The 24,960-nt window shown below is 65.7% G+C and carries 27 protein-coding genes; 8 read left to right on the plus strand and 19 right to left on the minus strand.

The features are described from left to right. Nucleotides 1–44 precede the first annotated feature (44 nt). Entirely contained in the window at nucleotides 45–1,496 is a 1,452-nt protein-coding gene (locus AC1DC5_RS06180; protein ID WP_476864547.1) for an MFS transporter, read from the minus strand. 102 nt (nucleotides 1,497–1,598) lie between these two features. Here AC1DC5_RS06180 and AC1DC5_RS06185 point away from each other — a divergent pair, with 102 nt between their 5' ends. Beyond that, the gene (locus AC1DC5_RS06185; RefSeq protein ID WP_476864548.1) at nucleotides 1,599–2,480 is read left to right on the plus strand and encodes a helix-turn-helix transcriptional regulator; all 882 of its coding nucleotides are present in this window, start codon (nucleotides 1,599–1,601) and stop codon (nucleotides 2,478–2,480) included. Nucleotides 2,481–2,615: 135 nt separating this feature from the next. On the opposite strand, the gene AC1DC5_RS06190 is transcribed toward AC1DC5_RS06185, so the two are convergent. Continuing rightward, nucleotides 2,616–3,299 (minus strand): DedA family protein, encoded by a 684-nt coding sequence (locus AC1DC5_RS06190; protein WP_476864549.1) that lies wholly within the window; start codon nucleotides 3,297–3,299, stop codon nucleotides 2,616–2,618. A 346-nt stretch (nucleotides 3,300–3,645) separates the two neighbouring features. On the opposite strand from AC1DC5_RS06190, the gene AC1DC5_RS06195 reads away from it, so the two are divergent. Both AC1DC5_RS06195 and AC1DC5_RS06200 read left to right on the plus strand, forming a co-directional pair. After that, entirely contained in the window at nucleotides 3,646–4,074 is a 429-nt protein-coding gene (locus AC1DC5_RS06195; protein ID WP_476864550.1) for a DUF7144 family membrane protein, read from the plus strand. Nucleotides 4,075–4,196: 122 nt separating this feature from the next. Then, nucleotides 4,197–4,676: a GNAT family N-acetyltransferase gene (locus AC1DC5_RS06200; protein ID WP_476864551.1), complete on the plus strand. Its 480-nt coding sequence runs from the start codon at nucleotides 4,197–4,199 to the stop codon at nucleotides 4,674–4,676. 28 nt (nucleotides 4,677–4,704) lie between these two features. Here the strand turns inward: AC1DC5_RS06200 and AC1DC5_RS06205 are convergent, their stop codons facing one another. From AC1DC5_RS06205 to AC1DC5_RS06215, 3 genes are all read right to left on the minus strand, one after another. Continuing rightward, nucleotides 4,705–5,418 carry an ANTAR domain-containing protein gene (locus AC1DC5_RS06205; protein WP_476864552.1) on the minus strand — a complete coding sequence of 238 codons (714 nt, stop codon included), beginning with the start codon at nucleotides 5,416–5,418 and terminating at the stop codon, nucleotides 4,705–4,707. 9 nt (nucleotides 5,419–5,427) lie between these two features. Beyond that, complete coding sequence (locus tag AC1DC5_RS06210; RefSeq protein ID WP_476864553.1) at nucleotides 5,428–6,132, minus strand: GAF domain-containing protein; 705 nt, start codon at nucleotides 6,130–6,132, stop codon at nucleotides 5,428–5,430. 259 nt (nucleotides 6,133–6,391) lie between these two features. Continuing rightward, nucleotides 6,392–6,790: a hypothetical protein gene (locus tag AC1DC5_RS06215; protein ID WP_476864554.1), complete on the minus strand. Its 399-nt coding sequence runs from the start codon at nucleotides 6,788–6,790 to the stop codon at nucleotides 6,392–6,394. A 157-nt stretch (nucleotides 6,791–6,947) separates the two neighbouring features. Between AC1DC5_RS06215 and AC1DC5_RS06220 the strand changes: the two genes are divergently transcribed. Continuing rightward, nucleotides 6,948–7,724: a type 1 glutamine amidotransferase domain-containing protein gene (locus tag AC1DC5_RS06220; protein WP_476864555.1), complete on the plus strand. Its 777-nt coding sequence runs from the start codon at nucleotides 6,948–6,950 to the stop codon at nucleotides 7,722–7,724. A 94-nt stretch (nucleotides 7,725–7,818) separates the two neighbouring features. Here the strand turns inward: AC1DC5_RS06220 and AC1DC5_RS06225 are convergent, their stop codons facing one another. The 9 genes from AC1DC5_RS06225 to AC1DC5_RS06265 all read right to left on the minus strand — a co-directional run bounded on the left by AC1DC5_RS06225 (nucleotide 7,819) and on the right by AC1DC5_RS06265 (nucleotide 15,100). Further along, nucleotides 7,819–8,346, minus strand: coding sequence for a DUF427 domain-containing protein (locus AC1DC5_RS06225; protein WP_476864556.1), 528 nt, complete (start codon nucleotides 8,344–8,346; stop codon nucleotides 7,819–7,821). An 82-nt stretch (nucleotides 8,347–8,428) separates the two neighbouring features. Beyond that, nucleotides 8,429–8,755 (minus strand): DUF1905 domain-containing protein, encoded by a 327-nt coding sequence (locus AC1DC5_RS06230; protein WP_476864557.1) that lies wholly within the window; start codon nucleotides 8,753–8,755, stop codon nucleotides 8,429–8,431. Nucleotides 8,756–8,878: 123 nt separating this feature from the next. Next, entirely contained in the window at nucleotides 8,879–9,427 is a 549-nt protein-coding gene (locus tag AC1DC5_RS06235) for a TOPRIM nucleotidyl transferase/hydrolase domain-containing protein (RefSeq protein WP_476864558.1), read from the minus strand. 28 nt (nucleotides 9,428–9,455) lie between these two features. Continuing rightward, nucleotides 9,456–10,700 carry a non-homologous end-joining DNA ligase gene (gene ligD / locus AC1DC5_RS06240; protein ID WP_476864559.1) on the minus strand — a complete coding sequence of 415 codons (1,245 nt, stop codon included), beginning with the start codon at nucleotides 10,698–10,700 and terminating at the stop codon, nucleotides 9,456–9,458. Next, a complete protein-coding gene (locus AC1DC5_RS06245; protein WP_476864560.1) occupies nucleotides 10,701–11,867 on the minus strand; it encodes a cytochrome P450 in 1,167 nt (388 codons plus the stop codon). It lies immediately after the preceding gene. 257 nt (nucleotides 11,868–12,124) lie between these two features. Further along, the gene (locus AC1DC5_RS06250; protein ID WP_441403857.1) at nucleotides 12,125–12,766 is read right to left on the minus strand and encodes an NADPH-dependent F420 reductase; all 642 of its coding nucleotides are present in this window, start codon (nucleotides 12,764–12,766) and stop codon (nucleotides 12,125–12,127) included. 163 nt (nucleotides 12,767–12,929) lie between these two features. Next, entirely contained in the window at nucleotides 12,930–13,622 is a 693-nt protein-coding gene (locus tag AC1DC5_RS06255; RefSeq protein ID WP_476864561.1) for an alpha/beta hydrolase, read from the minus strand. Nucleotides 13,623–13,796: 174 nt separating this feature from the next. Then, nucleotides 13,797–14,588: an NAD(P)-binding domain-containing protein gene (locus tag AC1DC5_RS06260; protein WP_476864562.1), complete on the minus strand. Its 792-nt coding sequence runs from the start codon at nucleotides 14,586–14,588 to the stop codon at nucleotides 13,797–13,799. 86 nt (nucleotides 14,589–14,674) lie between these two features. Further along, complete coding sequence (locus AC1DC5_RS06265; protein WP_476864563.1) at nucleotides 14,675–15,100, minus strand: carboxymuconolactone decarboxylase family protein; 426 nt, start codon at nucleotides 15,098–15,100, stop codon at nucleotides 14,675–14,677. 113 nt (nucleotides 15,101–15,213) lie between these two features. Between AC1DC5_RS06265 and AC1DC5_RS06270 the strand changes: the two genes are divergently transcribed. Then, nucleotides 15,214–15,867: a TetR/AcrR family transcriptional regulator gene (locus AC1DC5_RS06270; protein WP_476864564.1), complete on the plus strand. Its 654-nt coding sequence runs from the start codon at nucleotides 15,214–15,216 to the stop codon at nucleotides 15,865–15,867. Between the two features lie 306 nt (nucleotides 15,868–16,173). Continuing rightward, complete coding sequence (locus AC1DC5_RS06275; protein WP_476864565.1) at nucleotides 16,174–16,383, plus strand: hypothetical protein; 210 nt, start codon at nucleotides 16,174–16,176, stop codon at nucleotides 16,381–16,383. A 12-nt stretch (nucleotides 16,384–16,395) separates the two neighbouring features. On the opposite strand, the gene AC1DC5_RS06280 is transcribed toward AC1DC5_RS06275, so the two are convergent. Further along, the gene (locus AC1DC5_RS06280; protein WP_476864566.1) at nucleotides 16,396–17,832 is read right to left on the minus strand and encodes a DUF2252 domain-containing protein; all 1,437 of its coding nucleotides are present in this window, start codon (nucleotides 17,830–17,832) and stop codon (nucleotides 16,396–16,398) included. A gap of 235 nt (nucleotides 17,833–18,067) precedes the next feature. After that, nucleotides 18,068–18,835: a potassium channel family protein gene (locus AC1DC5_RS06285; RefSeq protein ID WP_476864567.1), complete on the minus strand. Its 768-nt coding sequence runs from the start codon at nucleotides 18,833–18,835 to the stop codon at nucleotides 18,068–18,070. A gap of 208 nt (nucleotides 18,836–19,043) precedes the next feature. Between AC1DC5_RS06285 and AC1DC5_RS06290 the strand changes: the two genes are divergently transcribed. Together AC1DC5_RS06290 and AC1DC5_RS06295 are read left to right on the plus strand one after the other, a co-directional pair. Then, complete coding sequence (locus AC1DC5_RS06290; RefSeq protein ID WP_476864568.1) at nucleotides 19,044–19,910, plus strand: MIP/aquaporin family protein; 867 nt, start codon at nucleotides 19,044–19,046, stop codon at nucleotides 19,908–19,910. A 99-nt stretch (nucleotides 19,911–20,009) separates the two neighbouring features. Further along, complete coding sequence (locus tag AC1DC5_RS06295) at nucleotides 20,010–20,948, plus strand: 5'-3' exonuclease (protein WP_476864569.1); 939 nt, start codon at nucleotides 20,010–20,012, stop codon at nucleotides 20,946–20,948. 72 nt (nucleotides 20,949–21,020) lie between these two features. On the opposite strand, the gene AC1DC5_RS06300 is transcribed toward AC1DC5_RS06295, so the two are convergent. The 3 genes from AC1DC5_RS06300 to AC1DC5_RS06310 all read right to left on the minus strand — a co-directional run bounded on the left by AC1DC5_RS06300 (nucleotide 21,021) and on the right by AC1DC5_RS06310 (nucleotide 24,934). Continuing rightward, a complete protein-coding gene (locus tag AC1DC5_RS06300) occupies nucleotides 21,021–22,181 on the minus strand; it encodes a glycerate kinase (RefSeq protein WP_476864570.1) in 1,161 nt (386 codons plus the stop codon). Between the two features lies 1 nt (nucleotide 22,182). Further along, complete coding sequence (dctA, locus tag AC1DC5_RS06305) at nucleotides 22,183–23,691, minus strand: C4-dicarboxylate transporter DctA (RefSeq protein WP_476864571.1); 1,509 nt, start codon at nucleotides 23,689–23,691, stop codon at nucleotides 22,183–22,185. Nucleotides 23,692–23,836: 145 nt separating this feature from the next. Continuing rightward, nucleotides 23,837–24,934: a tartrate dehydrogenase gene (locus tag AC1DC5_RS06310; RefSeq protein ID WP_476864572.1), complete on the minus strand. Its 1,098-nt coding sequence runs from the start codon at nucleotides 24,932–24,934 to the stop codon at nucleotides 23,837–23,839. Nucleotides 24,935–24,960 lie beyond the last annotated feature (26 nt).

Below are 24,960 nucleotides of genomic sequence, written 5' to 3' on the forward strand. Positions count from 1 at the left end.
CGGCTGATCAGGGTACTGACAGAGCCCCCTTCGGGGCTGGTGGTTCAGCTGGCGATCTCGGCCAGTTCCGCGGGCCGCGCCGCGGGTGCCGTCCGGGTCCGGCGCCCGGCCAAGTCTGCGGGCAGGATGAGCGCCGCAGCGACTGCCAGAGCCAGGAGCAGGAGGATGCTGCCCGTGGTGAGCGCGGCGCTCACCTGCGCGGCCAGGTGCGCGACTGCGGAACCCGCCGTCGGGACGGCCGCTGCCGCCGCGACCGCAATGCCAAGCCCGAGGCAGGTACCGACCTGGTGGAAGGTGTTGACCAGGCCAGACGCCGCTCCGGCGTCGTCCGCAGGGGCGCCGGCGATGCCGAACGAGGTCAGTGGCGCGAACGCGAGGCCCTGGCCCGCGCCAATGAGGACCATCGGCAGAGCCACACCGGCCAGATAGCCGGAGTCGACACTGACACGGCTGAGCCAGAACATCCCGGCGAGGGTGACCAGGATGCCGGCCACGAGCAGAACGGAATCCGGCAATTTCCCCAGGAGCTTGGGGAGACTCATTGCAACAGCGAAGTTGACTGCGGTCATGGGCAGGAATCCCATGCCGGCCTGCAGGGGGTCGAAGCCGAGTACTTCCTGCAGGAACTGGGTGGTGAAGAAGAAGAACGCGATCATCGCGCCCAGATAAAGGAAGCGCGCAATATAGGCGCCGGTGCGGCGGCGGCTCGCGAATAGCCGCAAGGGCATGATCGGCTGGGCAACGCGCCGCTCAATCAGCACGAACACAGCCAGGAGCGCGACGCCTGCGGCGACGGCCGTGACCGTCACCGGGGAAGTCCACCCAACCTCGACGGTGTTGATGATCCCGAACACCAGGGCGCCGACACCCAGAGTGGCGCTGAGCGCGCCGAATACGTCGAAGCGGCCGCTGGCCCGGCCTGTTTCCGGGAGGAACCGGGGTGCGAGTGCGATCATCGCGGCGCCGATGGGCACGTTGACGAAGAACCCGGCCCGCCAGGAGATCCAGTGGGCCAGCGCCCCGCCGATGACCAGTCCCAGGCTGGCGCCGATCCCTGCGGTGGCGCCGTACAAAGCCACCGCCCGGTTTCGCCCACGGCCTTCCGGGAAGCTCGCTGTGAGCAGGGAAAGCGAGGCGGGTGCGACGATAGCCGCCCCGATACCCTGGACGGCGCGGCCTGCTATCGCCCACCAGCCAGTCGGTGCCAGCCCGATCAGCAGCGACGCGATCGAGAACACCACCAGCCCGACGACGAAGACCCGACGGCGTCCGAGCAGGTCTCCTGCCCGGGCGCCGAGCAGCAGCAGGCCGCCGAAGACCAGCGTGTACGCATCCTGTACCCAGGACAGCTCACCGGTGCTCAGCCGCAGGTCAGCCTGCAGGCTCGGCAGGGCGGTGAAGATGACCGAGTTGTCCAGCAGGATCATGAAGTAGCTGGCGAGGATGATCGCCAGGATCGCTGCCGGGTGCGGCGCGGTTGCGGGTTCAGGTTTCATGCTTTCAATGCAACCCGGATTCCGCACGGGCCGGGAGTCACGGCCGTTCCGGGTAACGGCAGTGCCTCCCTCGTCCCAGCAACCGCGGGTAGCGTGGACGCCATGACACACAGCGACGACGTGCGGAAGTTCCTGACCTCCCGCCGCGCAAGGATCACCCCGGATGAAGCCGGCCTGCCGGTCTATGGAGGCAACCGGCGCGTTGCGGGGCTGCGACGCGAGGAAGTCGCCATGCTCGCCGGAATGAGCATCGATTACTACATCCGGTTGGAGCGCGGGAACCTCTCCGGCGCCTCCGACAGCGTCCTCGAGGCCCTCGGGCGGGCCCTGAAACTTGACGACGCCGAAACGGCCCACCTTTTTGACCTGGCCCGTGCGGCCACAGCCTCCCCACAGGTGCGGCGCAAGCGCAGTCCGCAGACGGTGCGGCCGAGTGTGCAACGCGTCATCGAGGCGATCACGACGGCGCCGGCCTGGGTCCGCAACGACCGCGGGGATGTCCTCGCTGCCAACGAACTGGGCCGTGCCCTTTATCTGGACTTGATGGCCGAACAGACCACCCCGCCGAACAGCGCAAGGTTCACTTTCCTGAACCCGAAGGCGCGGGAGTTCTTCGCCGATTGGGAACGCGCGGCCGATGACATCGTCGCCGTCCTGCGGTCCACGGCCGGGAAGAACCCGTACGACAAGGACCTCACCGACCTGATCGGTGAGCTCTCAACCCGAAGCGAGGAGTTCCGCGCCCGGTGGGCCCGGCACGACGTGAAATACCACCGCGCCGGCCGCAAACGGCTCCACCATCCGATCGTCGGCGACCTGGACTTGAGCTTTGAAGCGCTGGAACTCCCCGCAGACCCGGGACTGCGCATCAATGTGTACACCGCAGATCCCGGCACACCCTCCGAGGACGCGCTGAAAGTCCTGGCCAGTTGGGCGGCCACTCAGGGTGAAACAACAACGGCCGCCGTCAAGGAGAAGAAATGAACCCCCTCCCGACACTGTTCTGATGGTCGGTGCCACCGGAAGTATCGGCCGCTACGCCGGGGCCGTGGCGCTGCAACGGGAAGACTAGCGTTTAGTGCGGGGCCGCCGCTGATCCTGGCGGGACAATGAAGCCCTTCAGCCGGCGTCGGGCACGCCGTCCCCTGCCCCTTCCGCTGACTTAAGCTTCCGGCGCCTGCGTCGGCGCCAGACGAACACCAGCCCAAGCACCACGATGGGGACCAGCACCCAGCCGCCGATGTCGAGAGCGTCACCGATCGCATGGGCTACGGCTCCGGCCAGGTAGGCCAGAACGCTGAGGCTCGCGACCCAGGCAATGCACCCCGGGACGGTCCACAGCAGGAATTTGGGCCACGGCATCTTTGCAGCCCCCGCGGCAATGGCGCCCCAGAGCCGCACGACTATGACCCAGCGGCCAAAGAACAGGGCTGTGCCGCCGTGCCGGTCGAAGAACGACTCCAGCTGGACGATGCGGTTCTCGTCTGCGTGGAAGCGCTGTGCAAGTCGCATCATCAACGGACGGCCTCCCACCCGCCCAAGTACGTAGCCAATGGTGCTCCCCAGCATGGCGCCCAGGCTGCCGACGGCGATAACCGCAGGAAGGTTCAGATCTCCGTGGCGTGCCGAGGCGTAGGCCCCGAGCAGTACGGCCACGGCGGGAAGCGGCACACCGGCGCACTGGGCCAGCACAATCACGAAGACGCCGAAGTAGTAGGCCCATTCGCCCGCAATACCTGCTTCCGCGGCGACGAAGCCAGCCCAGCCGAGTGCCACGACACGGAGGGCAGCTAGTCCGGTCATCGCTTACACCTCACTTCGCTGCTCCGCCGAGGTTCAAAATGACGGTCCCCGCGCCGCCCGCGCTTGTTCTGCGGTCGCGCCCCAGCGACGACACCGGGATGGCCCCGGTCTACTCTTGTGGCCCGGACCGCGTCAAGAGCACGCTGTCCCGTGCGTGAGGTCACCCGGCACGGATGAGGTGCTGCCCTTCATCGGGGGCACAGGATGGAACTGCGACGGTCCTTCGGATCTTGATTGACCGTCCCGGATTGCGAGAAACATAATCGGAATCGGTACTAGCTACATGACACGACTGCGCCGACCATGAGGCCGACGGCAGAAGCATTCAACGGAAAGCGGTCGGCAAATGAGTACTGCCCATCATCCTGTCGCTTCGACTGGCTGGACCGGTTGGGTCCGTTTCGCCGGAGTCATTCTAATCATCAACGGCGTTTTCAGCGGCCTCCAGGGCCTCGTCGCGCTCACAGGGCCCGACACCTACTATTTGTCCACCTCGAACGCTTTGTTCCTCTTCGATGCCAAGGGGTGGGGCTGGTGGAATGTGGCTCTTGGGGCGCTCTTAATCCTCACCGCGGTCGCGCTCTTCTCCGGTGCAACGTGGGCTAGAGTCGTTGCCGTCGTCGTTGCGGGCGTCAGCGCGGTCGTTCAACTGATGCTCATTCCGGCGCAGCCATGGTGGTCCCTGATCGTCATCGCCATCGATGTGCTGATCATCTACGCAGTCATCGCCCACGGCGACGAGCTCCGGACCGGAGAAACCCCGCCGAACTCCTAAACCGGAAACGCAAACGGGTTCCCTCTCGAACTCGGAGTCAGCGGGAAGCCGGCCGACGGGGGTCCATCTATTGTGAGCGGGTCAGGGTGGACTTCGCCTCGCCTGCTACTCATGATGAAGCCATGACCCCCGACGATTCGGCCAGCGTCCAGAAGCCGCGGCGGGCGACGACGGCCGACGCCGCCGTGGTTGCCCGGTTGCTCCACGCTTTCAACAGCGAGTTTTCGACTCCGACGCCGGATCTTCACGATCTTCGGGCGCGGCTGGGACTTCTCTTGGCGGGGGACGACGTGGTCGTGCTGCTCATCGGCGAGCCGGCGAGCGGTCTTGCCGTTCTTAGTTTCCGGCCCAATGTCTGGTACCCAGGTCCGGTCGCGATCCTCGACGAGCTCTACGTCCGTCCGGGTCTGCGCGGCCGCCGCCTGGGCAGTGCACTTTTGGATGCAGCGTGCGACGTGGTTCGAGACCGGGGCGGCGAGCTCATGGAAATCAACGTCGACGGCGAGGACACTGACGCACGCCGGTTCTATGAAGTACGTGGCTTCACCAACACCGAACCCAATCAGACGGACCCTATGTTGTACTACTACCGAGAGCTTTGACTGCGGGCCATTCGCGCGCGCCGTCGGGCTACAGGCTGAGTGTGCGGTTGATGACGTGCGTTGCCGTGTCGTGCAGCGTCTGATGGTTCGCCCGGGCATATTCGCGTAACCGTCGGAAGGCCTCTTCCATGTCCACTCCGGCCGTGTGGGCGATGACGCCCTTGGCCTGTTCGATGAGAACCCTGCTGTTCAATGCGCGCTGCAATTGTTCGTTGACCAGAGCCGATTCACGAAGAGTGCGTTCCTGCAGGATGCTGATCGTTGCGACGTCGGCCAGGGCCTGGCCGATGGCGGAGTCCTCCCGTGTCATTGCGCCGGGCTGCTCGCCGAAGAGGCCCATGGCGCCAATGGTCTTGCCGTGAACCCGCATCGGGACGGCGTGCACGGACCGGAAACCTTGGGAGAGCGCGGCCGTCTGGAATTCGGGCCATTTCCCGTTCATGGAGCGGATATCCTCCACAGCAACGGGCGTCCCGGTTTGGTAACACTCAACGCAGGGCCCGGCCCCGGCCTGGAGTTGGAGTATCTCAACAAGCTGGCTTCGTTCGCTGGTGGAGGCCAGGACCTGCAGTTCGCCATGTGGATCGGCAAGGACCAAACCGGCCGCAGTGGCGTCGAGCAGATCTACGGACACCTCAACGAGGGCATGGAGGAGATCCAGCACATCGTAGTCAGCAACCAGAGTGTCCGTGATCCTCACGAAGGCGGCGCTGACGCGCTCGGCGCGGCTTGTCGTCACCATGTACTCATTTTACTCCAGCCCGCCGTCAACGTGCGGGTCATTTCGGGGCGCAAAACTCAGACGTCCGAGTAAAACTTCATCAGCCGTTTCCCGCAAGGTCAGCGCATTGGCGAAGGCGTGCGCGCGCAGTAGAAGCAAGGCATCCGCGGCGCCAACTCCGGACTGTGCCAATACCATCCCTGTTGCCTGATGGATTTCCCGCCTCGACATCAGGGCAGTCTCCACGGCCGGGTCAGTATCCGGCGAGTTCACCGAGAGGACCCGCCGAAGAAGCTGCCAGGCAGTCTGGCCCGCAAGCACCACGGCTGCTGCATGGTCGGTATGGCTCAGGTTGCCCGGCTTCGTAGAGTGGAGTTCCACGACGCCCAGGTCCAGGGCACCGATGGTTAGTGGGAAAACGAACAGCGCAGCAATGTCCATGTCCTGAACGGCTTTGCTGAAAACCGGCCAGGAATGCGGGCCGGTATCGTGCAGATCCGGGACCAAAACGGGCAGCCGTGTACTGAGAGCCTCCCACCGAGGTCCTTCCCCCAGATCGAACTGGAGTTCATCAATGCGGGCGGCCAGTGGATCGCTCGCGCACACTAAGGTCTCCGCGGCGGTCCCGCCAAACATGGAAACGGCAGCGCCTGTTACTCGCAGTTGCCTCAGGTAGGGTCCGCACAGGTCCCCGTCGAAAGGCCGGGCAGTCGCCGATTCACCTGGCTCAACCATGGGTTATGCCTTGCAGAAATCGGACAGGGGCCTGGGCGGCAGGTGCAACGTCCATGGCGAGCCTCTGATCCCCGAATCATCCCGGTCCGGCAGCATTGGGTACACCGGAAAACTGCTTCTCACCGCTAAGAATAGCCCCCGTCGTGCCCGGCGCGCAGGTTGGACCGAATTTCGAGCCGAACTGCTCGGTGTGCGTCCGCGGAGGGGCAGCTAGCCCCAGTGCTGCGCGTTGCACCTTGCCCGGCGTACGGCCGCATCCTCAGTGCGCCACGGCGCGGTGCACAACGACGGGTGCGGCGGCGTGGTCCGGCTGGCGTAGGGAATTGGTCTGACTGCGCGTTTCGATCAAGTGCTCAAGCAGTGCCCGGTCGGGAGACCTGGGATAAGTGTCCACCCAGGCGCGCAGCCGTTGCCTGTTCTCTGCAAGTCGCGGATCGGGGTCATTGAGGATGTGGTCAAATATTTCCCAGGCCTGCGTCACGATAGACGGACCACGCGGGGAAGAAGGCAGCCAGTGCGGATCGCTGAGGTCAACAGCAGGCCACTTCGATGGCATGTCCCGGCCGACATGGCGCACGATCGGGCCAGCCGCCTGTTCCGGGGCGTAGGTGATTCCGGACCATGGATCCGGGGTGACGGGCAGTGGGTTTGTAGACATTTTGGTGCTCCTGGACGCTGAGTCGGTGGGGAAGCCGGGGTCCAGGGCATCAACAATATTTTAACCCCAGAGGCGACCGTCTGGACAGGCTCGCGGTATCCATCCAGTCGGGAATTGGGCTGGGCGTAGTGTGGAAGTCGGACGAAAGGAGCAATTCATGAAGAAAATCCTCATGGTACTGACCAGCGTTTCCGAGATCGGCGATACGGGGGAGAAGACCGGCTACAACGTGGCCGAGGCTGCCCATCCCTGGAAGGTCTTCAAGGATTCCGGGCATTTCGTCGACTTCGCGTCCATCCAGGGCGGCCAGCCGCCGCGCGACGAGGTGGACTCGGAAGATCCCCTACAGGTCGCCTTTACCGAGGACGAGACGACGCGCGCCGGTCTCTACAACACTGCCCGCGTCGACGTCGTTGATCCCGACCAGTACGACGCCGTCTATCTCGTGGGCGGGCACGGCACCATGTGGGACTTCCCGGACAGCGAAGGCCTGCAGCATCTCGTGGCCAGCGTCTACAACGCCGGCGGCCTGGTGGGCGCGGTCTGCCACGGCCCGGCCGGCCTGCTGAACGTGGAACTGGAGAACGGGCTTCGCCTCGTCGAGGGCCGGAAGGTCGCCGCCTTCACGAACGACGAGGAGGTTGCCGCGGGGAAGGACAAGGTCATCCCGTTCTTTTTGGCAGACCGGCTTGAGGAACAGGGCGCCACCCACGTCTCCGCTGGTGTCTTCGAGGAAAAGGTCGTGGTCGACGACCGGCTGGTGACCGGCCAGAACCCGGCCTCAGCCGCCGGCGTGGCCAAGGAGATGGAGAAGCTCTTCGCCGCGGTCATCCGCCAGGAAAAAGCCGAGGAACAGCACGAGACGGAGGCTCTGCGGGCCGAGAAGGACGCAGAGAAAAACGCCAAGAAGGCGGCCGCAGAAGCGGAGCACTAACACCAGCAGCGCACTGAACCTGGCGGCCGCCCCSATGACGGGGCGGCCGCCAGCCGGAGGACGCGCAAGTCTTAGCGGCGCAAGGGCGGTGTGCTCACCACCCGGCCGTGCCCGGGCCGCCCTTGAACGGACCAACGATCTGCCTGGTGATCCAACCGCCGTAGAAGTCACCGTCCTGGAAGGTCACCAGCTCGCCGTCGACCTCGCAGGAGTCCATATGGCGCGGGTAGAGGGCCACCCGGGAACTGAGCGACTCGAACCCCGGCGTCGGATTCGGGTAGGTCCACCCGGCACGGGGAACCACAACTCCGCCGGCAACGACGTCGAAGTAATGCGCTTCTCCCTTGAACTCGCAGAAGCTGGTGCCGTCGACCGGGACCAGTGCACCGGCAGGGAATGCGCTCAACGGCAAGTAGTAGACAGGCGGATGACTCGTTTCCAGGACACGCACTGCCTCGGTGGTGTCGGCAGTTACCTGCCCGCCCAGCCGCACGATGACCCGTTCGGATCGCGGCTCGACCCTCGGCGGCCGCGGGTAGTCCCACACCGATTCCTGACCTGCCTTGGGCTTGATGGGCTGGGGACGCCGGAAGAAGCTGGATACGCCTGGAGAAGGAGTCATGTCCCCATGGTGCCATCATCCGCTGGACGGGCACCGCGAACGCGGGGGAGGAAGTGCCAGTTTCGTGCTTTCGGCCGCCGCCTCACACTGTTGGGCCGGTGCCGTTGGCGGCCCGGCCCCCGCGGGGAGCCACGCTCATGGCGACCGTCACCGTGTCGCCGCCGCCGAAATGTTCCTGTGTTCGGACCGCTTTTTTCAGCGGCAGCACGTACCCACCGTTGCGCGGCAGCAGCGAGGTCTCCCATACGGTGCCGCCGATCCGCACGCACACCGGGATAGCTCCCCACCCGTAGGTGACGGCCGCTGCCTCCGCCCGCAGGTAGTCACAGACGTCGGCCGGCGGCGACACCCAGTAGAACGGCGCGGGGCCACGCCATTCGAACACATCTGCGCTGAAAGTGACGTCCACGTCACGTAACGGTAGTGGTCGAAGGCCGCGTTATCAACGCCCCTGACGGCGGGCGCCGGCCGCTGGCCTCGGGTAGGTCAAGGATGGAGCGTCAGGCCATTTTCCCGGAGCCGATCCGGGCGTTCACATGACCATTGAGGCAACGAGCCGGGCGAGGGGTGCCGGCGCATGTCCGGCCGGCAATGCGTCGACCAGCAGCGGGGCGTACCGGACCTTGTTGCCGCTGCGTCCTCCGAAGAACCGTTGCAACTGCTCCGTTGCGGGCCGCTCCCGCAGTGACGGCTGGCGTTGCAGGAGCCGGAACGACGCGAGTTCGCCTTGAGCCGCGATGACGTTGAGCACGGCATCGATCCCCAGGCAGCGGATGAGTTCGTCCTCCAGGTCGGCACGGCAGACATGGAACCCCAGCTCAGCCAGCGGACCGGGCCCGATACCTGCACGGCCCAGCGCGCGGGCGATGCCACGGGATTCCCCCTCGTCGCACAGGCCGAGCAACCGGTGGCCTGCGCCGTTCGGGCCGTAGCGGTCGAGGAACCGGACGATGCTGGTCGCGCCTCCCATCGGCACGACCGACACCCGCAGGGCTGTCAGGTCAAGGCCACGGCGAATAGCCAGCGTCTCGATCGCCAGCCGGTCACTCTCGCCTTCGACCAGTACAGTAGTCGCCTGCATGTAAACCAGTATGTCGGACGCGGTGGTGTCAGGATCCAGTGTGCCCCGGCCACTCCTTGCCCGCCCAGGGGTTGTAGTCAGCGATGAGTTGCTCCTGGGCCGGACGCTGATCTTCGGGGACGTGCTGCAGGTTCACCCGCACCCGGTACCAGAGGGAACTCGATCCGCGCATTCCGTCGACGAGTATGTCGGCCGGATGCAGGGCAGGGACGAGGCCCGCATGCGTGGTCTTCCATTCGTCGAGCGCCGCAATCGCCTCGGGCTTGGTCTTGGTGCGTGCCACCTCGACCAGCGGCATCACCGACTGCCGGCGGCCCGCGCCGTCGCCGCCGCGCGGCGGCTTCTCGGCGGGGCCGAGCTCGGCAGCCAAACCGAGCAGGCCATCGAGGGAACCGGCCGCGTCGTCAATGCCGGAGTGGGGGTCGCCGACGTCGGCGAACCGCCCGGGAACCGTGAGTACGGTGAATTGTTCCGGCCGGGTGGAGGTGACCTCGGCCCAGGTGAGCGGAGTCGAGACCCGGGCGTCGGGCAGGGGCCGGATCGAATACGCCGATGCCACGGTGCGGTCTTTGGCGTTCTGGTTGAAGTCGACGAACACACTCTCCCCGCGTTCCTCCTTCCACCACCGCGCGGTGGCGAGGCCCGGAGCCCGGTTTTCGACCTCCCTGGCGAGGGTCTCGGCGGCGAGCCGCACATCGCGGTACGACCACCGGGGCGCGATGCGCACCAGGATGTGGAGTCCCCGTGAGCCGCTCGTCTTGGGCCACCCCACCAGTCCGACGTCGTTGAGCACCTCCCGTGCGACATAGGCGACGTCGACGATTTGCTTCCAGTCGACCCCCGGCATCGGGTCGAGGTCGACCCGGAGCTCGTCCGGGTGCTCGAGGTCTTCGGCGCGCACGGGGTGCGGGTTGAGGTCCAGGCATCCCAGATTCACGACCCATGCCAAGCCCGCAGCATCCCGGATGACGGCCTCCTCGGCTGAAGTCCCCGACGCATAGTGCAGCGTCGCCGTGTCGACGAAGCCGGGATGGTTTTCCGGGACACGCTTCTGGAAGAACGGCTCGGCGCCGATCCCTTTCGGGAAGCGCTTGAGCACCATGGGCCGTCCGCCGGCGCCGCGCAGCGCACCATCGGCGACGGTGAGGTAGTAGCGGACCACATCGAGCTTCGTCAGCCCGGGCTCGGGGAACACCACCTTGTCCGGGCTCGAGATGCTCACCTCGGCGCCGGCAATATTAAGGATCTCGGCCGGCGTCTTCGACGGGTTCATTCAGGCCGCGTTCCAGCTGACCGGAAGCGACTTCACACCGTAGACGATGGTGCTGTCCATCCGTTCCAGCCGGGCACCCGGGGCGAGGGCCAGTCCGGGCAGCCGGGTCAGGGTGGCCTCCAGCGCGATCCGTGCCTCGAGCCGTGCCAGCGGGGCACCAAGGCAGAAGTGGATGCCGTGGCCGAACGCCAGATGCCGGATCTGGCCGCGGTCGACGTCGAACTGGGCGGGCCGCTCGAACTGCCGCTCGTCTCGGTTCGCGGAGCCGATCCAGGCCACCACCGGGGCGCCGGCCGGGATCTGGACGTCGCCCAGGATGGTGTCAGCAACGGTCACCCGGTACATGGACTGGACGGGGGAGCGAAAGCGGAGCACTTCTTCTATGGCCTGGGGAAGCAACGCCGGCTCCTGCAACAACCGATCAATGGTGCCGGGCACTTCGGTGAAGCAAAGAACCGCGTTGCCGATCAGGTTGGTGGTTGTCTCATTGCCCGCGACGAGCAGCAGGGCGCAGAAGCCCAGCAGTTCACCCACGTTCAGCTTCTGCCCGTCAATCTCGGCGGCAAGCAAGCTGCTGATCAAATCATCGCCTGGCCGTCTCCGCCGCTGTTCGATGAGGTCCAGGAAGTACCCGGTCATCTCCTGGTTCGCGGCCTGGTGGTCCTCAGTCGCCGCGCCGGTCCGCGTCTGGCTCACGATCACATCGGACCACCGCTTGAAGCGGTCACGGTCCTCCGCGGGAATCCCCATCAGTTCCGAGATCACGATGACCGGCAGCGGGTACGCCAGCGCCCCGATCAGGTCCGCGGTTCCGCGGGAAGTGATCTCCTCAAGAAGCGCGGCCGTGAGCTCCGAGATGCGGGGAGCAAGTGCGTCCACAGCTTTCGGCGTGAAGGCCTGGGTGACCAGCGAGCGTAGCTGCCGGTGCCGCGGCGGGTCTGTCGTGATCAGGCTCGACGCGAACAAGTGACCTGCCTCGGACGACTCGTCGCCGCCCATTCGCGAGGAAAACCTGGCGTGCTCGGACAGCACCCGCTGCACGTCGTCGTACCGGAAAACATGCCAACTTCCCGATTGCTCGTCGAGAAAGACTGGTGTGGATTCCCTCATCCGCTCGTACTGGGGAAACGGATCCAGCGGTTGCCCGGTGGCGGGGACGAAGTCCATGGCTGGCCTCTCTGCTCAGCCCGGCGATCTGTCTGTCTGGCCGTACCGTCGGGGCGTCCGGTTGATGGACCGTGGGACCCCGATTTTATCCGACGTCTGCTTCGCCTGTCAGTAGGGAAGTGCGGCGGCTTTGCCCTCCATTGGCGGCATCCCGCACGGAGGGAGGGGCTCGCCAGCGGCAAACGAAAGAGCACGACGGCGGGAAACTTCCCGCCGTCGTGCTCTTGGTTCCGGCTGCTGCCAGCAGCCGGATACTGCTACTTGGTGACCTGGAGTCCTGTGTCCCAGTTGAAGTCGGCGAACTCCGGGTTGGCCTGCATGGTCATGAGGACGAACTGGAAGCCTTCCAGCTCGCGAGCGCGCTTGAGCGGACCGACCACCAGGGGGCGCATTCCGCCTGCGCCGACGAAGGTGCTGACAGCAGCGTTGGCTGCTGCATTGTCACCGGCGATGAAGACGTCCAGCGGCTGTCCGCCTGACTGGCCGGCCACCAGGGTGCCGGCGAAGGTCGTGTTGAAGGCCTTGACCACGTGGGCTCCGGCGGGGGCAAGCTGCGCAATTTCCTCGGCGGCGGAGTTCCCGGGCTCAACAACCAAGGAATCGAACGTCTCGAAGTTCACCGGGTTGGTGATGTCCACGACGGTCTTGCCGGCCAAAGCATCGCCATAGGCCCTGACAATGGACTTCGCGGCGTCGAACGGGACGGCCAGGACCACGATGTCGCCCTGAGGAGCGTCAACCGTGGTGCCGAAGGTGACGCCGGCGCCGAGCTCGGCGGCCAGTTCCTGCGCCTTGGCGGCGTCCTGTCCGAGGATCTCGACGGTCTGGCCGCCGGCGAGGGCACGGGTTGCGATGCCGCGGGCCATGTTGCCGTTGCCGATGATGGTGAGGTTCGTCATGGGGGTCTTCTTTCCGAAAATGCGGGCCAGGAGGGTTTTCATCAGATTCTGTTCTACTGAGGGAGCGTTAGTTGAAGCTACAACTAACGTACTCCTGAAAAGTTGAAGCGTCAAGTATTTTGACGGAAGGGCTTCCGGAAGCTGTTGGCGTTGGCCCAGGGGCTCAGGGGTGGAGGGTCCCGGCGGCTTCAGGGAAGGGCGAGGTTCCGTGGATCCAGTCCCCGAGTTCGCCCAGCGTCTGTTCCGTAATGCGGTGCCCTCCGGGATCGCGGCGGGTGTGCGTGCGGGCGGCGGATTCCGTCTGCAGGTATTGCCAGGTGCGGGCCAGCAGTTCCGGGGGGATCACTGTGTCCTGGTCGCCCTGGGCGACGAAGACCGGAAGGCCGGACAGCCGGTCCGGCGTGACGGGGACCCCGGCGTCGAACGGCAGGGTGCCATACAAAATGGCCGCTCCGGAGTATCGCTGCGGATCGTCAAGTATCAGCCCGCCGGCGAATGCTGCACCCCCGCTGAATCCGACCAGTATTACGGGCCGGCCCGCGGGGGCGGCGGTGTCGAGCCAGGTGCGGAACCAGGCCATGGAGGCGGCCAGCGATTCCGCAACCGGGCGGCCGATGCCGCGGTTGGCGAACCAGGCATAGCCTCCGCCCTCCGCTATCGGCGCCCGAACTGCGGCGTAGGCCGGGCCGGCCGGGAGGTGGTCGGCGAGGGCGATGATTCCGCGTTCGCTGGAGCCGCGGCCGTGCAGCAGGACCACGAGTGGCGCCGCCGGGTCGGAGGACCCAGCCGTAGCCACTGCGGGTGGCGGGCTGACGGGTGGATTGCCCGCGACGCCGGGTGCTTCGGGAATGCTCATGGATGCTCCTGATTGGTAGTAGGCACAACATGCTTTGTTGAATCTTCAACAATCAGGGGAGGTGGGGTATTCCCGCGACAATGTTCAGCAGCTTGCGTCCGGGAAAGGAGCACGCTGGCGCCGGTGGATGGTACTTCCTTGGATTTCGCTGTCGCCGCCGCGTCCGTTTAGCGGTTATTGGTTTGGGGAACCAGGGCTCAGAAGGGAGCGTGCGCGAAGGATCGCGTGTTCGACGTCGCCGTCGAGCTCGGCGGTGGGCAGTGAGCCGAGTTCGCCCCTGAGCAGTCCCACGTCCTTGAGGAGCAGGTCGTACTGGACATCGGACAGGTTGTCGCTCATCCAGCTCTGGCCGGTGGACACGCCGACAACTTCCAGGAGGTCGCCGGCCGGCACTCCGTGATCCGCCGCCAGATTGAGCATCCGGGCGGTGGCTGCCAGGTTGTAGGTGGCCAGAGCATTGTTGAAAAGCTTCACAAGCGCGGGCTGGCCGTAGGACGCCATCCGGAATACGCTGCCGGCAATGTCGGTGAGCAGCTTGTCTTCTGCCGGCGTGCCGGCCGGTCCGGCGAGGAAGACGGTCATCGAGCCATGGCGTGCACCGTGTGGGCCGCCCGAGACTGGGGCCTCGAACGCCCGCCAGGCGCCGGGGGCCGAGGAGAGGATCCTGCGGGCATCCTTCGGGGCGAGGGTCGTGTGGACGAAGACTGTCAGCGGCTTGTCGGTATGGGCCTGGAGGGCCTCGAGCACTGAGGAGACCTGGTCCGCCAATCTCACGGCAATGTGCACGCTGTCGATTGACGGCCAGTCAACAGCTGCCAGATCGCTGCCGGCGGCCGACTTGTTCTCCTCTGACCACTCGCGGATTCGGTCCTGGTTGGAGTCGTAGCCGTAGACCCCTTGACCCAGCTCGGCGAGGCGTGCGCCGATGTTTCCGCCGATGGGTCCGAGTCCGATTACTAAATGCATGAGCTTTCCTTAGCTGTGAGCGGGGAGGGTGTGGCCGGGAATTCCCCAGCGGGGCAGGCGTGCTGCCGGCGGGTGCAGGACCTGTCTCAGTCCGTGGATGACGCCGGGGATGACTCCGGGATGAGGCCCCGTTCGGCCATGACGGTCTTGACGAGGGTCAGGGCGTTGAGCACGCGCGGAAATCCGATGTAGGGGATGCAGTGGATCAGGGCGCCGACGATCTTCTCTTTTGTCAGGCCCACGTTGAAGCCGGTGTTGATGTGCAGCTTCAGCTGTGGCTCGGTGCCCAGGGCGACCAGCGTGGAGATGGTCACCATCGTCTGTTCCTGCTGGGTGAGGCTGTCCCGGGAGTAGATGTCCCCAAAAGCGAAAGAGACGATGTAGTCGGACAGGTCCGCGTCCAGGCTTTGGTAGGACTCCACGAGTTTGGCGTGGTCGAAAGTGTTGGCGTGTTCGGTGGAGACGAGCTCCATCATGCGGTCGAGTCCGCGCTGGTAGCGATCGGTGGTCATCTCGGTCTTCCTTTGGGCTAGTCCGTCACGCATCGCGCTGATATTTGCGAAACGCTACGTTGCGTAACTATATTGGCACCGAAAGAGACGCCGACGGAAGGTAGGTTTGGGAAATGAATTTCTCTAAGGGGGCCGGCGGGTCACCGGCGGACGTGGCAGCGGCGCAGCCTGCAGAGTCCGGGCATGCTGGGCGCCGCGCCCGGTCCGAGCGGTTGATCCTCGATGCCACGCGCGAGCTGCTGGGGGAGGCCGGTTTCGGCAGCCTGACGGTGGAAGGTGTTGCCGCGCGGGCGGGAGTAGCCAAGACAACGATCTATCGCCGGTACCGGTCCAGGAATGATCTGGCCCTGGCTGTCCTGCTGGATATGGTCGGCGACGTCAGCACGCGGCCCTACGCTGAGGATGCGGGCACTGAGCTGATGAAGCTTGTGGACCGGACGGTGGAGCTCATGAGCTCCACCGTGATGGGCCGGATCATGAAGGGCCTGGTGTCGGAGGTAGCCGCCGATCCCGAGCTGGCGAGGGTCTACCGGGAGCGGGTGGTCAGCCACCGGCTGGCTGACGTGGGCGCCCTGGTTTCCCACGGCGTAGCCAGGGGCGAACTCCGGGCCGACCTCGACCCGGAAATGGTCACCGATCTCCTGCTGGGCCCCATCTACTACCGGTTCTTCCTGAGCGGCGCGCCCATGGACGACGGTTTTGGCAAGAGGCTCGTCACCACCCTGCTGCCCGGCTTTGCAGCCCAGCGGAGCGGCGGCCCGGAGTGAGCGGCTCGGCTCCGGGCCGCTGCCTGCGAACGGTACCGTCAGCCGCTTTCCCCTAGTCAGCCAGTGTGTGGGCAGGCTGGAGGAGTTCATCCGGATTGGGGCGGCTAGTCACGGCAACCGCCCGCGGGCCACCGAGCGACTCCGTCGGAATCTTCGCGGTCTCGGGCATCCGGATCACCGCAATGGCCGCGATGCCGGCGGCAGCGGCCCCCAAAATTCGCCACCGGCAACCAGCCCATTGGTCCGGTGGTCAGGAGCATCGCAGCGACCATCGGGGCGAACCCGGCAAGGAGGTTGCCCAGCTGCGTGGCACTGCTCACGGTGCAGGCACTGGCCGGCCAGTCGGTCGCCCGCCCTGACGCAATGCTGACGGCTTGGGGCGTGGCAATCCTCGCAGCCTCCGGTCTGGCCGCCGTCGTCGTCCTGGGCAGGGGGCGGCGCGCAATTGCCGCACAGTGCCCGGAAAAGGTGGCCAAAAGGGATGACCACGCCCCGCCGCTCCCGCCCAGCCCCTGACCTCGTGGAGGCCTAAATGGTGTCGGTTGCCTCCAGGCGGCCCGTACGAACCGCCTCGGCGAAGGCCTCGTAGTCCTTTTCGTTCTGGTCGGCGTAGCGCCCGGAGAAGTCGGTGATGGATCGGTCGAACTTGTCGCTCTTGCCGAGGTAGGACGCGATCGCGACCGGATCGCCGGAGCGGGCGTGGGCGCGGGCCAGAGTCCAGCCGCATGCGCCGGCATAGAAGTTCATGCCGAGCGGCTTCATCCCTTCCACAACGGCTGAGCCCTTCATGTCACGCAGTTGGCGCCAATACAGGTACCGGTTGTCCTGCACACCCTTGGTCCACCCCAGGAAGATGTCGCTCGCGGCCTGCATCATCCGCTGCCCCTGCACCACGCGCTCACCCGGCTGCTTGAACTTGCTCTTGGGCAAGTGGTCTTCAAGCACCGATTTCGTGGCCTCCTTCACTTGGAGGAACAAGGGATCCTCTTGATCGCGTCCCTGGAGCAACGCAATGAATGCCCGCGTGCCGACGCTGCCGACGCCCACCACCTTGCGGGCAACGTCGATGACTTCGAATTGCTCGAGCAGGTGTCGCCGGTCCTCTGGAAGCGTGGCCCGGTAGGAACGGAGCTGTTCACGAACCGCGGTCTCAACCTCATCGCCGGACATACCGTACGTATCTGCCAGTTCCCGGACGGGAACGACGATGGGTGGTTGACTGACAATGCGGTACTTCCCGTCGACGCGCTCGGCGAGCTTCGACAATGCCTGCAGGCTGTCCCTGGTGTGTGCCTTTGCCACGTTCTGCCGCGCCTCCTTTTCCATGCCCTGGGCAGCCTTCTTGAGGGCCTTCCCCTTCTGGCTTGCCACGGCCAGGTTGATGGCTTCCAACAGTTGCTCCTCAGAAAGGCGCGCGTACCAAATGTCAAGGGTGCGCATTTGCGCGAACTGGGCCATCGCTTCGCGGTACGCCCGAACCCCAGAGAGAGTGGCCTCCAGCGTTTCTTCCTTGGTGAAGGCATTGTTCCGCGCCGCGATCGTGAAACTCGCGGCCATCCGCTTGACGTCATACTCGAACGGTCCCGGGAGCGTCTCATCGAAGTCGTTCAGGTCGAACAACAGATTTCGCTCGGGCGAAGCGAAGACGCCGAAGTTGGAAAGGTGGGCGTCCCCGCATAGCTGGACGCGCAGGCCGGCCCGGGGCGTGTCCTTCAGATCGGCGGCCATGATCTTGGCCGCACCACGGTAAAACGTGAACGGTGACACCAGCATCCGGCCGTGGCGCACCGGCACCAGGTCCTGTTCCCGGGTCTTGTTCTGTTCCTCGAGGAGCGCCACCGGATCCGGGCGGTCCGGCGCGGGAGTCCAGCCATCGTGGCTGGAAACGGGCGTCTGCTCCCGGCATCCCTTACCCTTGGCACGTCGTTTTTCGACGCTCGGGTGCTTGACTTTGGTCCCGGCCATGATCGGTGACCTCCCACTTACGTCAGGAACCGCCACTGGCAACACGTGCCTGGCGTCGGTGCCGGCTGAGCGCGGAAACGCGCCTTGGTTTTGGGCTTATCAATATGGCTGCGTAGTCGGTAACCCGACCGCCGTCACAATGCGATTGTGGCCCTGCGGCGCTGAATCGTCAACGCGCTGCAGGCGCACCGCTCGTGGCTGACGCGCCAGCCGGGCGACCGGCAACATTGTCCCCCTAATCTGGTTCCTTTCGTGGCTTGACTTCCGTATGGCCACTGCCGGTTTCCACCGGGCCCAGGGTTCGGTCATGGAGCCTCTCGACCTGCGCCGTGAGCCGGGCCAGCTCCTCGTTCCTTGCGGATTCATCCACTTTCGTCCGCGCATTGGTTGCGGCGGCGACACTCTCCACCAGCCAGGAAGACACGGTCGCGGTAACCATACTCAAGACGACAAACCCGCCGATCATCAGCGCGGCGGCAGCCCAGCGGCCCGGCACGGTAACGGGATAAAAATCCCCGTAACCGATCGTTGTGATCGTGACCATGGCCCACCACAAGGAGTCACCCATCGTGGTGATATTCGCGTTCTGGGCGCTCTTTTCGAAACTGAGGACGCTCAGGGCAACGGTGTAGATGAGAATGAGGGCGGATGCAATGACGTAGGCCATGAGGCGCGTTCTGATTGCCGTTCCCGGGGCCCGGTCCATGACTTGACGCAAGGTGAAAGGCCTCAGGAGCCGCAATGGCCGCATCACCGGGAGTACCACCATCAGCAGATCCAAAGGATGGCGGATGAACCATCGAACCGGCTGTGGCGCCAAGAGCAATTTCACGATGTAGTCGACGCCGAAGGCAGCCCATGTTGACCAGATGACGATGACCAGCGCGTCCGCGTAGGGGGCCGGCGGTTCCGCAATGATCAGGATGGAAGACGCCGCCAGAAATAGGAAGGCCGCGCCGACGAGGGGCCACTCGGAATACTTTGTCCACGTCTCTTGCTTCATGGCTGAATCGTAGGACTATGTTCCCCGGAAGTCCTCAGGAATTGGCCGGCCAGATCCTTTCGCGGACGGCAGTGCTGCCTTCCCCCGAATGCAACGAGAACTGCGATGACAGCCGGACCTTGGCGGCGGTACATTGGGGTTCTGCGGTGCCGGTCCGCACACCGGGCACGGCAGGTCACGAAGCCAGCACCGGCGGAGGCGAAGGGCCATGGCGGAAGATCAGGGCAACAACGGAAACGTAAGCAAGGGTGCGCGTGATGCCAACGTGCATGAGCGAAACCTCGCCAGCGAGTTGGGAACTGTCGAGCAGAATCTCCTGCTAAGAATCCAAGATTTCGGTGATCCACGCCAGGAATGGCGTCGCCTGTTCTCGGAGCTGTATGGCACCTTTCTGCTCGTCATTGTGGCTGCCGGGGGCGGAATGATGAGCCAGGCCTTCCCCGGCGTCATCAGCCGCACGGCGGCCGTGGTGGCTCCCGGCCTAATGGTGATGGGGATCATCCTGTTCATGGGCAAGGTCTCGGGTGCCCATTTGAACCCTGCGGTCAGCCTCGCTTTCGCGCTCCGCGGTGACTTCCCGTGGCGCCGGGTGCCGGGTTACATCGCGGTTCAGCTCCTCGGCGCGACGCTCGCCTGTCTGCTGCTGCAGGCCGTCATCGGCGTCTCCGCCACCTTCGGTTCGAACTACCCGGCCGCGGACTACCCTGCGGTCGCCGCGTTCTGGATGGAGGCGCTGCTGACGCTGGCGCTGGTAAGCGTCATCCTCGGAACCGCGTCCGGGGCCCAGAACATCGGACTGCTCGGGGCGTTCGCGGTGGGCGGCTACATCGCCCTGGCAGGGCTGTGGGGGAGTCCCATCTCCGGCACATCGATGAATCCGGCACGGACTTTCGGGCCCGATCTTGTCGGCGGAAATTTCAGCCACTACTGGGTGTATGTTGCCGGGCCACTGGCCGGGGCAGCGGTCGCCGTCGGAATCGCCTTCATTCTGCGCGGCGCAGGGGGCGGGAAGTCGGGTTCCGAAGCTGCGCAGGGAGCCCTGTTTGCCGAGGCCGCCCAGGAAGAGGACGCATAGCGGCCGGCTGGACGGGTGCGTTCGTCACGCCTTGACCGTTGATGACAACACGGAACGGACGGTCCTGCGCGAACAGGCACAGCCGTGTCAGGATCAGTCATGGCCCCACGTCTGATGTTGCTCGACACCGCGGCGCTGTACTTCCGTGCCTTCTACGGCGTTCCCGACACGATCCGCCGAGCCGACGGCACGCCCGTGAACGCCGTCCGCGGGCTGCTCGACATGATCGCCCGACTCACCACCGACTACGAGGCGACACACCTCGTGGCGTGCTGGGACGACGACTGGCGTCCGCAGTGGCGGGTGGACCTGATTCCGAGCTACAAGTCGCACCGCGTAGCGGAGGTCGTCGCGGGTGCCCCGGATGTGGAGGTGGTGCCGGACGCGCTTGAGGCGCAGATTCCGCTGATCCGGCGAGTGCTTCGGCTCGCCGGCATCGCTGTCGTGGGGGCTGCCGAGCATGAGGCCGACGACGTCGTCGGCACCTACGCAAGCCACGCCGGGCTTCCAGTCGACGTCGTGACGGGGGACCGTGACCTGTTCCAGATCGTCGACGACGCCAGGCAGGTGCGGGTGATCTACACCGCGCGCGGCATGAGAAACCTCGAGGTCCTCACGGACGTGGTGGTCGTGGGCAAGTACCGAGTGCTGCCCGGGCAGTACGCCGACTTCGCGACCCTCCGCGGCGACTCTTCCGACGGGCTGCCGGGCGTCGCCGGCGTCGGCGAAAAGACCGCCGCGTCGTTGCTTGGCGAGTACGGCACCCTCGACGGGCTGCTCGCGGCGGCGGCCGATCCCGGAAGCGGGCTGTCCGCGTCCGTGCGGTCGAAGCTCGCGGCGGCCGCCGACTACCTTGCGGTGGCGCCCGCCGTCGTGAATGTCGTCCGCGACCTCGAACTGCCCACGCTCGAGGAGGCGGGCGCGCAGCTGCGGCCTGTCGCGGGCGACGCGCGGGCCGAACTGGAGCGGCTCGCGACCGAGTGGAACCTTGGCGGCTCGGTCGGACGGCTCCTCGAGGCTCTCGACCGGCTGCAATGAGCGCGCCGGCGCCACTGTTGAGGCGCCCGCCCGTGTTACCCCCCCGGACGGGCGCTTCTGCCTCCGGTGAAGCTACAGGAGGCTGGTTCCGATGTCGCGTCCGATCCGGCGAAGTAGGGCGGCGGAAAGCCCAGGGTCCTTGGCGGAATCCTGGTCGGTGTAATCGGCCAGGGTGTAGACCCGCGTCAGGTCCAGATCGGACCACCGATCCGGGGGGAGCAGGGAGCGGCCCGCAACGGCGATGATCGGGCGTTGACCGGACCGGCGTGCGACGGCGGCGGGCAGCTTCCCGGCCAGCGTCTGTTCGTCGATCCTGCCCTCGCCGGTGATGACGACGTCGCAGTTGTCCTTGCGGGTGTTGAAGTCCAACAGGTCCAGGAAGTAGTCGGCGCCGGAGACCTGCTGCGCGCCCAGCAGCAGGCAGGCGTAGCCGATGCCTCCGGCGCTTCCGGCTCCTGGGTGTCCGGCGAGAGCCGCCGCGTTGGGAAACCCTGCCTCCGTCATCTTGGCAACGAAATGTCCCAGGCCTTGGTCCAGGGCTGCGATGTCGCCGGGTCCGGCGCCCTTTTGGGGTCCAAAGACCGCGGGTGCGCCCTGGGGGCCGAGCAACGGGTTGTGGACATCGCTCGCGACGATGAGGTCAGTGCCGGCCAGTTCAGGAAGCGGGGACCCGTGGACGGTGCAGATTTGGGCAAGTTCCCTGCCGCTGCCGTACAGGTGCCGGCCGTCGGCGGCGCGGAACCCGTAGCCGAGGGCGGCGAGCATCCCCATGCCGCCGTCCGTACTGGCGCTGCCGCCCAGGGCCAGCACTATCCGGGCCGGGTTCAGGCTGAGTGCGAACAGGATTGCTTCGCCGAAACCTCGGCTTGAGGCGTCCAGCGGCGCCAGCTGACCGTCCGGCAGGAGCGCGAGACCGCAGGTGTTGGCGACCTCGACGACGGCGGTGACGCCGTCGAATGCGATGCTGGCCGGGACGTGCTGGCCGGTGGGTCCGGCGACGGTGTGGCTGCGCCTGCTGAAGCCGGAGGCGACGGCGGCGTCAACACTGCCGTCGCCTCCGTCCGCCAAAGGGAGCAGTTCGCAGTGGACCGCTCCGGCCGTGCCGGTGGAGCCGGCTGCCGAGCGGAGCCCGGCGGCCAGGGCATCCGCTACTTCGCCGGCGGTGAGGCTGCCTTTGAACTTGTCGGGTGCGATGAGGGCGCGGACGGTTCTCGGGGCGGTGGCGTTGTGCATGTCAGACGGTCTCCGAGTAGGCAGGGGTGCGGTCCTTCGCGGGGGAATCAGCGGGTCCCGCGTGCCGGGGGCCGGCCTCCTCGGGCCCGTTGCGGCTGATTTTGCTCAATTCATCGTCGAGGTCCGTGGCGCCGTCGGGCTGCGTCTGCTCCGCGCCCGGCATGGGCTCAACGGTTTCGCCGGCGAAGACGCGGCGGGCGCGGTCCGCGTCCAGGGTGCGGTCCCACCAGGCGATGAACAACGTGGCGACAGCGTTGCCGGTGAAATTGACCAGGGCCCGGCACTCGGACATGAACTTGTCGATTCCGAAGATGAGCATGATGCCCGCGGCCGGGATGGTACCAAGGGTGGTCAGGGTGGCCGTCAGGGCGATGAAGCCGCCGCCGGCGACGCCCGCCGCGCCTTTGGAGGTCAGCAGCATGACGGCGAGCAGGCCGAGCTGCTGGCCGATGGTCAGGTCTGTGTTGGTGGCCTGGGCGATATAGAGGGCGGCCAAGGAGAGGTAGATAGCTGCGCCGTCGAGGTTGAAGCTGTAGCCGGTGGGGACGACGAGTCCCACGGTTTCCTTCTTCACGCCGGCGTGCTCCAGCTTGCGCATGAGACCAGGGAGGGCCGGTTCTGCGGTGGAGGTGCCCAGGATGAGCATGTACTCCTCTTTGAGGTGGCGAATCATCGTGAAGATGTTCAGCTTCAGGAAGGCCATAACCGAGCCGAGAACAATGACGACGAAAAGGATGGAGGTGACGTAGAAGAGGGCAATCAGTCCGCCCATGCTGGTCAGTGAGGAGACGCCGAATTTGCCCACTGCGTAGGCCATCGCACCGAAGGCGCCGATCGGGGCGGCCTTCATGATGAAGCCAAGGATCTTGAACATGACCCCGGTCAGGCGCTGCACGCCGTCCAGGACGGGGGCTCCGACCTTGCCCATGGCGTTCAGGGCGATGCCGAAGACCACCGCGATGAAGATGATCTGGAGGATGTCTCCTTCAACGAAGGGTCCCGCGATGCTGTTGGGGATGATGTGGGTGAGGAACTGCCACCATTCCTGGTTCTGCCCGGCATCGATGAGCTTGGCGGCTGATGCGGACGTCTGGATCGAGTCCGCGTCGGCGTTCACTCCGTCGCCCAGCCGGAACAGGTTGATCGCGACCAGGCCGAAGACCATGGCAAAGATGGTGCCGACCTGGAAGTAGGTCAAGGCTTTCAGGCCGGTCATGCCGACCTTCTTCAGGTCCGCGACGCTGGCAATGCCGCCGACGATGGTCAGGAACACGATCGGGCCGATGAGCATCTTCATCGAATTGACGAAGGTGGTGCCGATGGGTTCCATGGCAATGCCGACGGCCGGTGCGAGCCAGCCGACCAGGATGCCGCAGACTATGGCGGTCAGTACCCAGAAGTACAGCTGCCGGTACCAGCGCGTCTTGGGGGCTGCGTTCCCGCCTGACTGCTTCTTAGCTGGCCCCGGCTGGGCCGGGCTGGCCGGGCCGGCGGTGGTGATGTGTTCCATGATTCCTACCTCGTTGTGGAATGTCGCTGGAGTGGTGCTTGATGAAGGAGAGCGTGACGGAGTGAACGGCGGCGGTTTGGTGCACCGCCGTCCACTCCGGGCTTTGTACTGACCGCCGGCTCGGCCGGCCGGTCGAGTGTTAGCGCTAGACGGCGGCCAGGCTGCGGGCCAGCGCCGCGATGATGGCTTCGGTGACGTCGTCGGTGTTCGCTTCCCCGCCGACGTCGCGGGTCAGGTATCCGGCGGCTGTGGTCTCCTCGATGGCCGCTTCGACGAGGCGGGCCTCGGTGTGCAGGCCGAAGTGGTCCAGCATCAGGGCGGCGCTGGCGATCGCGCCGATGGGGTTGCTGATGCCCTTGCCGGCAATGTCCGGGGCGGAGCCGTGGACCGGTTCGAACATGGACGGGAAGCGTCGCTCCGGGTTCAGGTTCGCGCTGGCGGCCAGGCCGAGGCTTCCGGCCAGGGCCGAGCCGAGGTCCGAGAGGATGTCGGCATTGAGGTTCGAGGCGACCACTACCGAGAGGTCCTCGGGGTGCAGGATGAACTTGGCGCTCATCGCATCAACCAGGACGCTCTCGGTGGCCACGTCCGGGTAGTCCAAGGCCACGCGCTGGAAGGTTTCGTCCCAGAGCACCATGCCGTACTGCTGCGCGTTGGACTTGGTGACCGAGGAGACCTTCTTCACCGTGCGCGTCCGGGCCAGATCGAAGGCGAAGCGCATGATGCGCTCGCAGCCCTTTTCCGTGAACAGCGCGGTCTGCAGGGCGACCTCGTTGCCCGGGCCGCGGCCGCTGAGGTTGCGTCCGCCGAGACCTGCGTATTCGCCCTCGCTGTTTTCCCGGACAACTATCCAATCGAGTTCGGTGTGGTCGGCCTTGCGCAGCGGTGACTGGATGCCGGGAAGGAACTTCACGGGGCGGATGTTGGCCCACTGGTCGAAGTTCTGCGTGATGTTCAGGCGCAGCCCCCAGAGGCTGATGTGGTCCGGGACGTTTTCCCAGCCGACGGCGCCGAAGTAGATGGCGTCGAAGTCCTTGAGTTTCTCAAGTCCTGCCGGGTCCATCATCTGGCCGGTCTTTTCGAAGTAGCCGCAGCCCCAGGGGAACTCGGTCCATTCGAAGGCGAACTTGCCGCCGGAGTTTTCCGCGAGGGCGTCCAAGACGCGGCGGCCTGCCGAGACTACTTCCTTGCCGACTCCGTCTGCGGGGATGGATGCGATGCTGAATTTCTGGGTGGCGCTCATGTGCCTACCTCCTCGTTGAGTGTGTT

The organism is Arthrobacter sp. 10L424 (genome assembly GCF_056395325.1).

Coding starts and splice junctions, on each gene's coding strand:
- AC1DC5_RS06180 (WP_476864547.1), bottom strand. CDS start 1,496: ATGAAACCTGAACCCGCAACCGCGCCGCACCCGGCAGCGATCCTGGCG.
- AC1DC5_RS06185 (WP_476864548.1), top strand. CDS start 1,599: ATGACACACAGCGACGACGTGCGGAAGTTCCTGACCTCCCGCCGCGCA.
- AC1DC5_RS06190 (WP_476864549.1), bottom strand. CDS start 3,299: ATGACCGGACTAGCTGCCCTCCGTGTCGTGGCACTCGGCTGGGCTGGC.
- AC1DC5_RS06195 (WP_476864550.1), top strand. CDS start 3,646: ATGAGTACTGCCCATCATCCTGTCGCTTCGACTGGCTGGACCGGTTGG.
- AC1DC5_RS06200 (WP_476864551.1), top strand. CDS start 4,197: ATGACCCCCGACGATTCGGCCAGCGTCCAGAAGCCGCGGCGGGCGACG.
- AC1DC5_RS06205 (WP_476864552.1), bottom strand. CDS start 5,418: ATGGTGACGACAAGCCGCGCCGAGCGCGTCAGCGCCGCCTTCGTGAGG.
- AC1DC5_RS06210 (WP_476864553.1), bottom strand. CDS start 6,132: ATGGTTGAGCCAGGTGAATCGGCGACTGCCCGGCCTTTCGACGGGGAC.
- AC1DC5_RS06215 (WP_476864554.1), bottom strand. CDS start 6,790: ATGTCTACAAACCCACTGCCCGTCACCCCGGATCCATGGTCCGGAATC.
- AC1DC5_RS06220 (WP_476864555.1), top strand. CDS start 6,948: ATGAAGAAAATCCTCATGGTACTGACCAGCGTTTCCGAGATCGGCGAT.
- AC1DC5_RS06225 (WP_476864556.1), bottom strand. CDS start 8,346: ATGACTCCTTCTCCAGGCGTATCCAGCTTCTTCCGGCGTCCCCAGCCC.
- AC1DC5_RS06235 (WP_476864558.1), bottom strand. CDS start 9,427: ATGCAGGCGACTACTGTACTGGTCGAAGGCGAGAGTGACCGGCTGGCG.
- ligD (WP_476864559.1), bottom strand. CDS start 10,700: ATGAACCCGTCGAAGACGCCGGCCGAGATCCTTAATATTGCCGGCGCC.
- AC1DC5_RS06245 (WP_476864560.1), bottom strand. CDS start 11,867: ATGGACTTCGTCCCCGCCACCGGGCAACCGCTGGATCCGTTTCCCCAG.
- AC1DC5_RS06250 (WP_441403857.1), bottom strand. CDS start 12,766: ATGACGAACCTCACCATCATCGGCAACGGCAACATGGCCCGCGGCATC.
- AC1DC5_RS06255 (WP_476864561.1), bottom strand. CDS start 13,622: ATGAGCATTCCCGAAGCACCCGGCGTCGCGGGCAATCCACCCGTCAGC.
- AC1DC5_RS06260 (WP_476864562.1), bottom strand. CDS start 14,588: ATGCATTTAGTAATCGGACTCGGACCCATCGGCGGAAACATCGGCGCA.
- AC1DC5_RS06265 (WP_476864563.1), bottom strand. CDS start 15,100: ATGACCACCGATCGCTACCAGCGCGGACTCGACCGCATGATGGAGCTC.
- AC1DC5_RS06270 (WP_476864564.1), top strand. CDS start 15,214: ATGAATTTCTCTAAGGGGGCCGGCGGGTCACCGGCGGACGTGGCAGCG.
- AC1DC5_RS06280 (WP_476864566.1), bottom strand. CDS start 17,832: ATGGCCGGGACCAAAGTCAAGCACCCGAGCGTCGAAAAACGACGTGCC.
- AC1DC5_RS06285 (WP_476864567.1), bottom strand. CDS start 18,835: ATGAAGCAAGAGACGTGGACAAAGTATTCCGAGTGGCCCCTCGTCGGC.
- AC1DC5_RS06290 (WP_476864568.1), top strand. CDS start 19,044: ATGGCGGAAGATCAGGGCAACAACGGAAACGTAAGCAAGGGTGCGCGT.
- AC1DC5_RS06295 (WP_476864569.1), top strand. CDS start 20,010: ATGGCCCCACGTCTGATGTTGCTCGACACCGCGGCGCTGTACTTCCGT.
- AC1DC5_RS06300 (WP_476864570.1), bottom strand. CDS start 22,181: ATGCACAACGCCACCGCCCCGAGAACCGTCCGCGCCCTCATCGCACCC.
- dctA (WP_476864571.1), bottom strand. CDS start 23,691: ATGGAACACATCACCACCGCCGGCCCGGCCAGCCCGGCCCAGCCGGGG.
- AC1DC5_RS06310 (WP_476864572.1), bottom strand. CDS start 24,934: ATGAGCGCCACCCAGAAATTCAGCATCGCATCCATCCCCGCAGACGGA.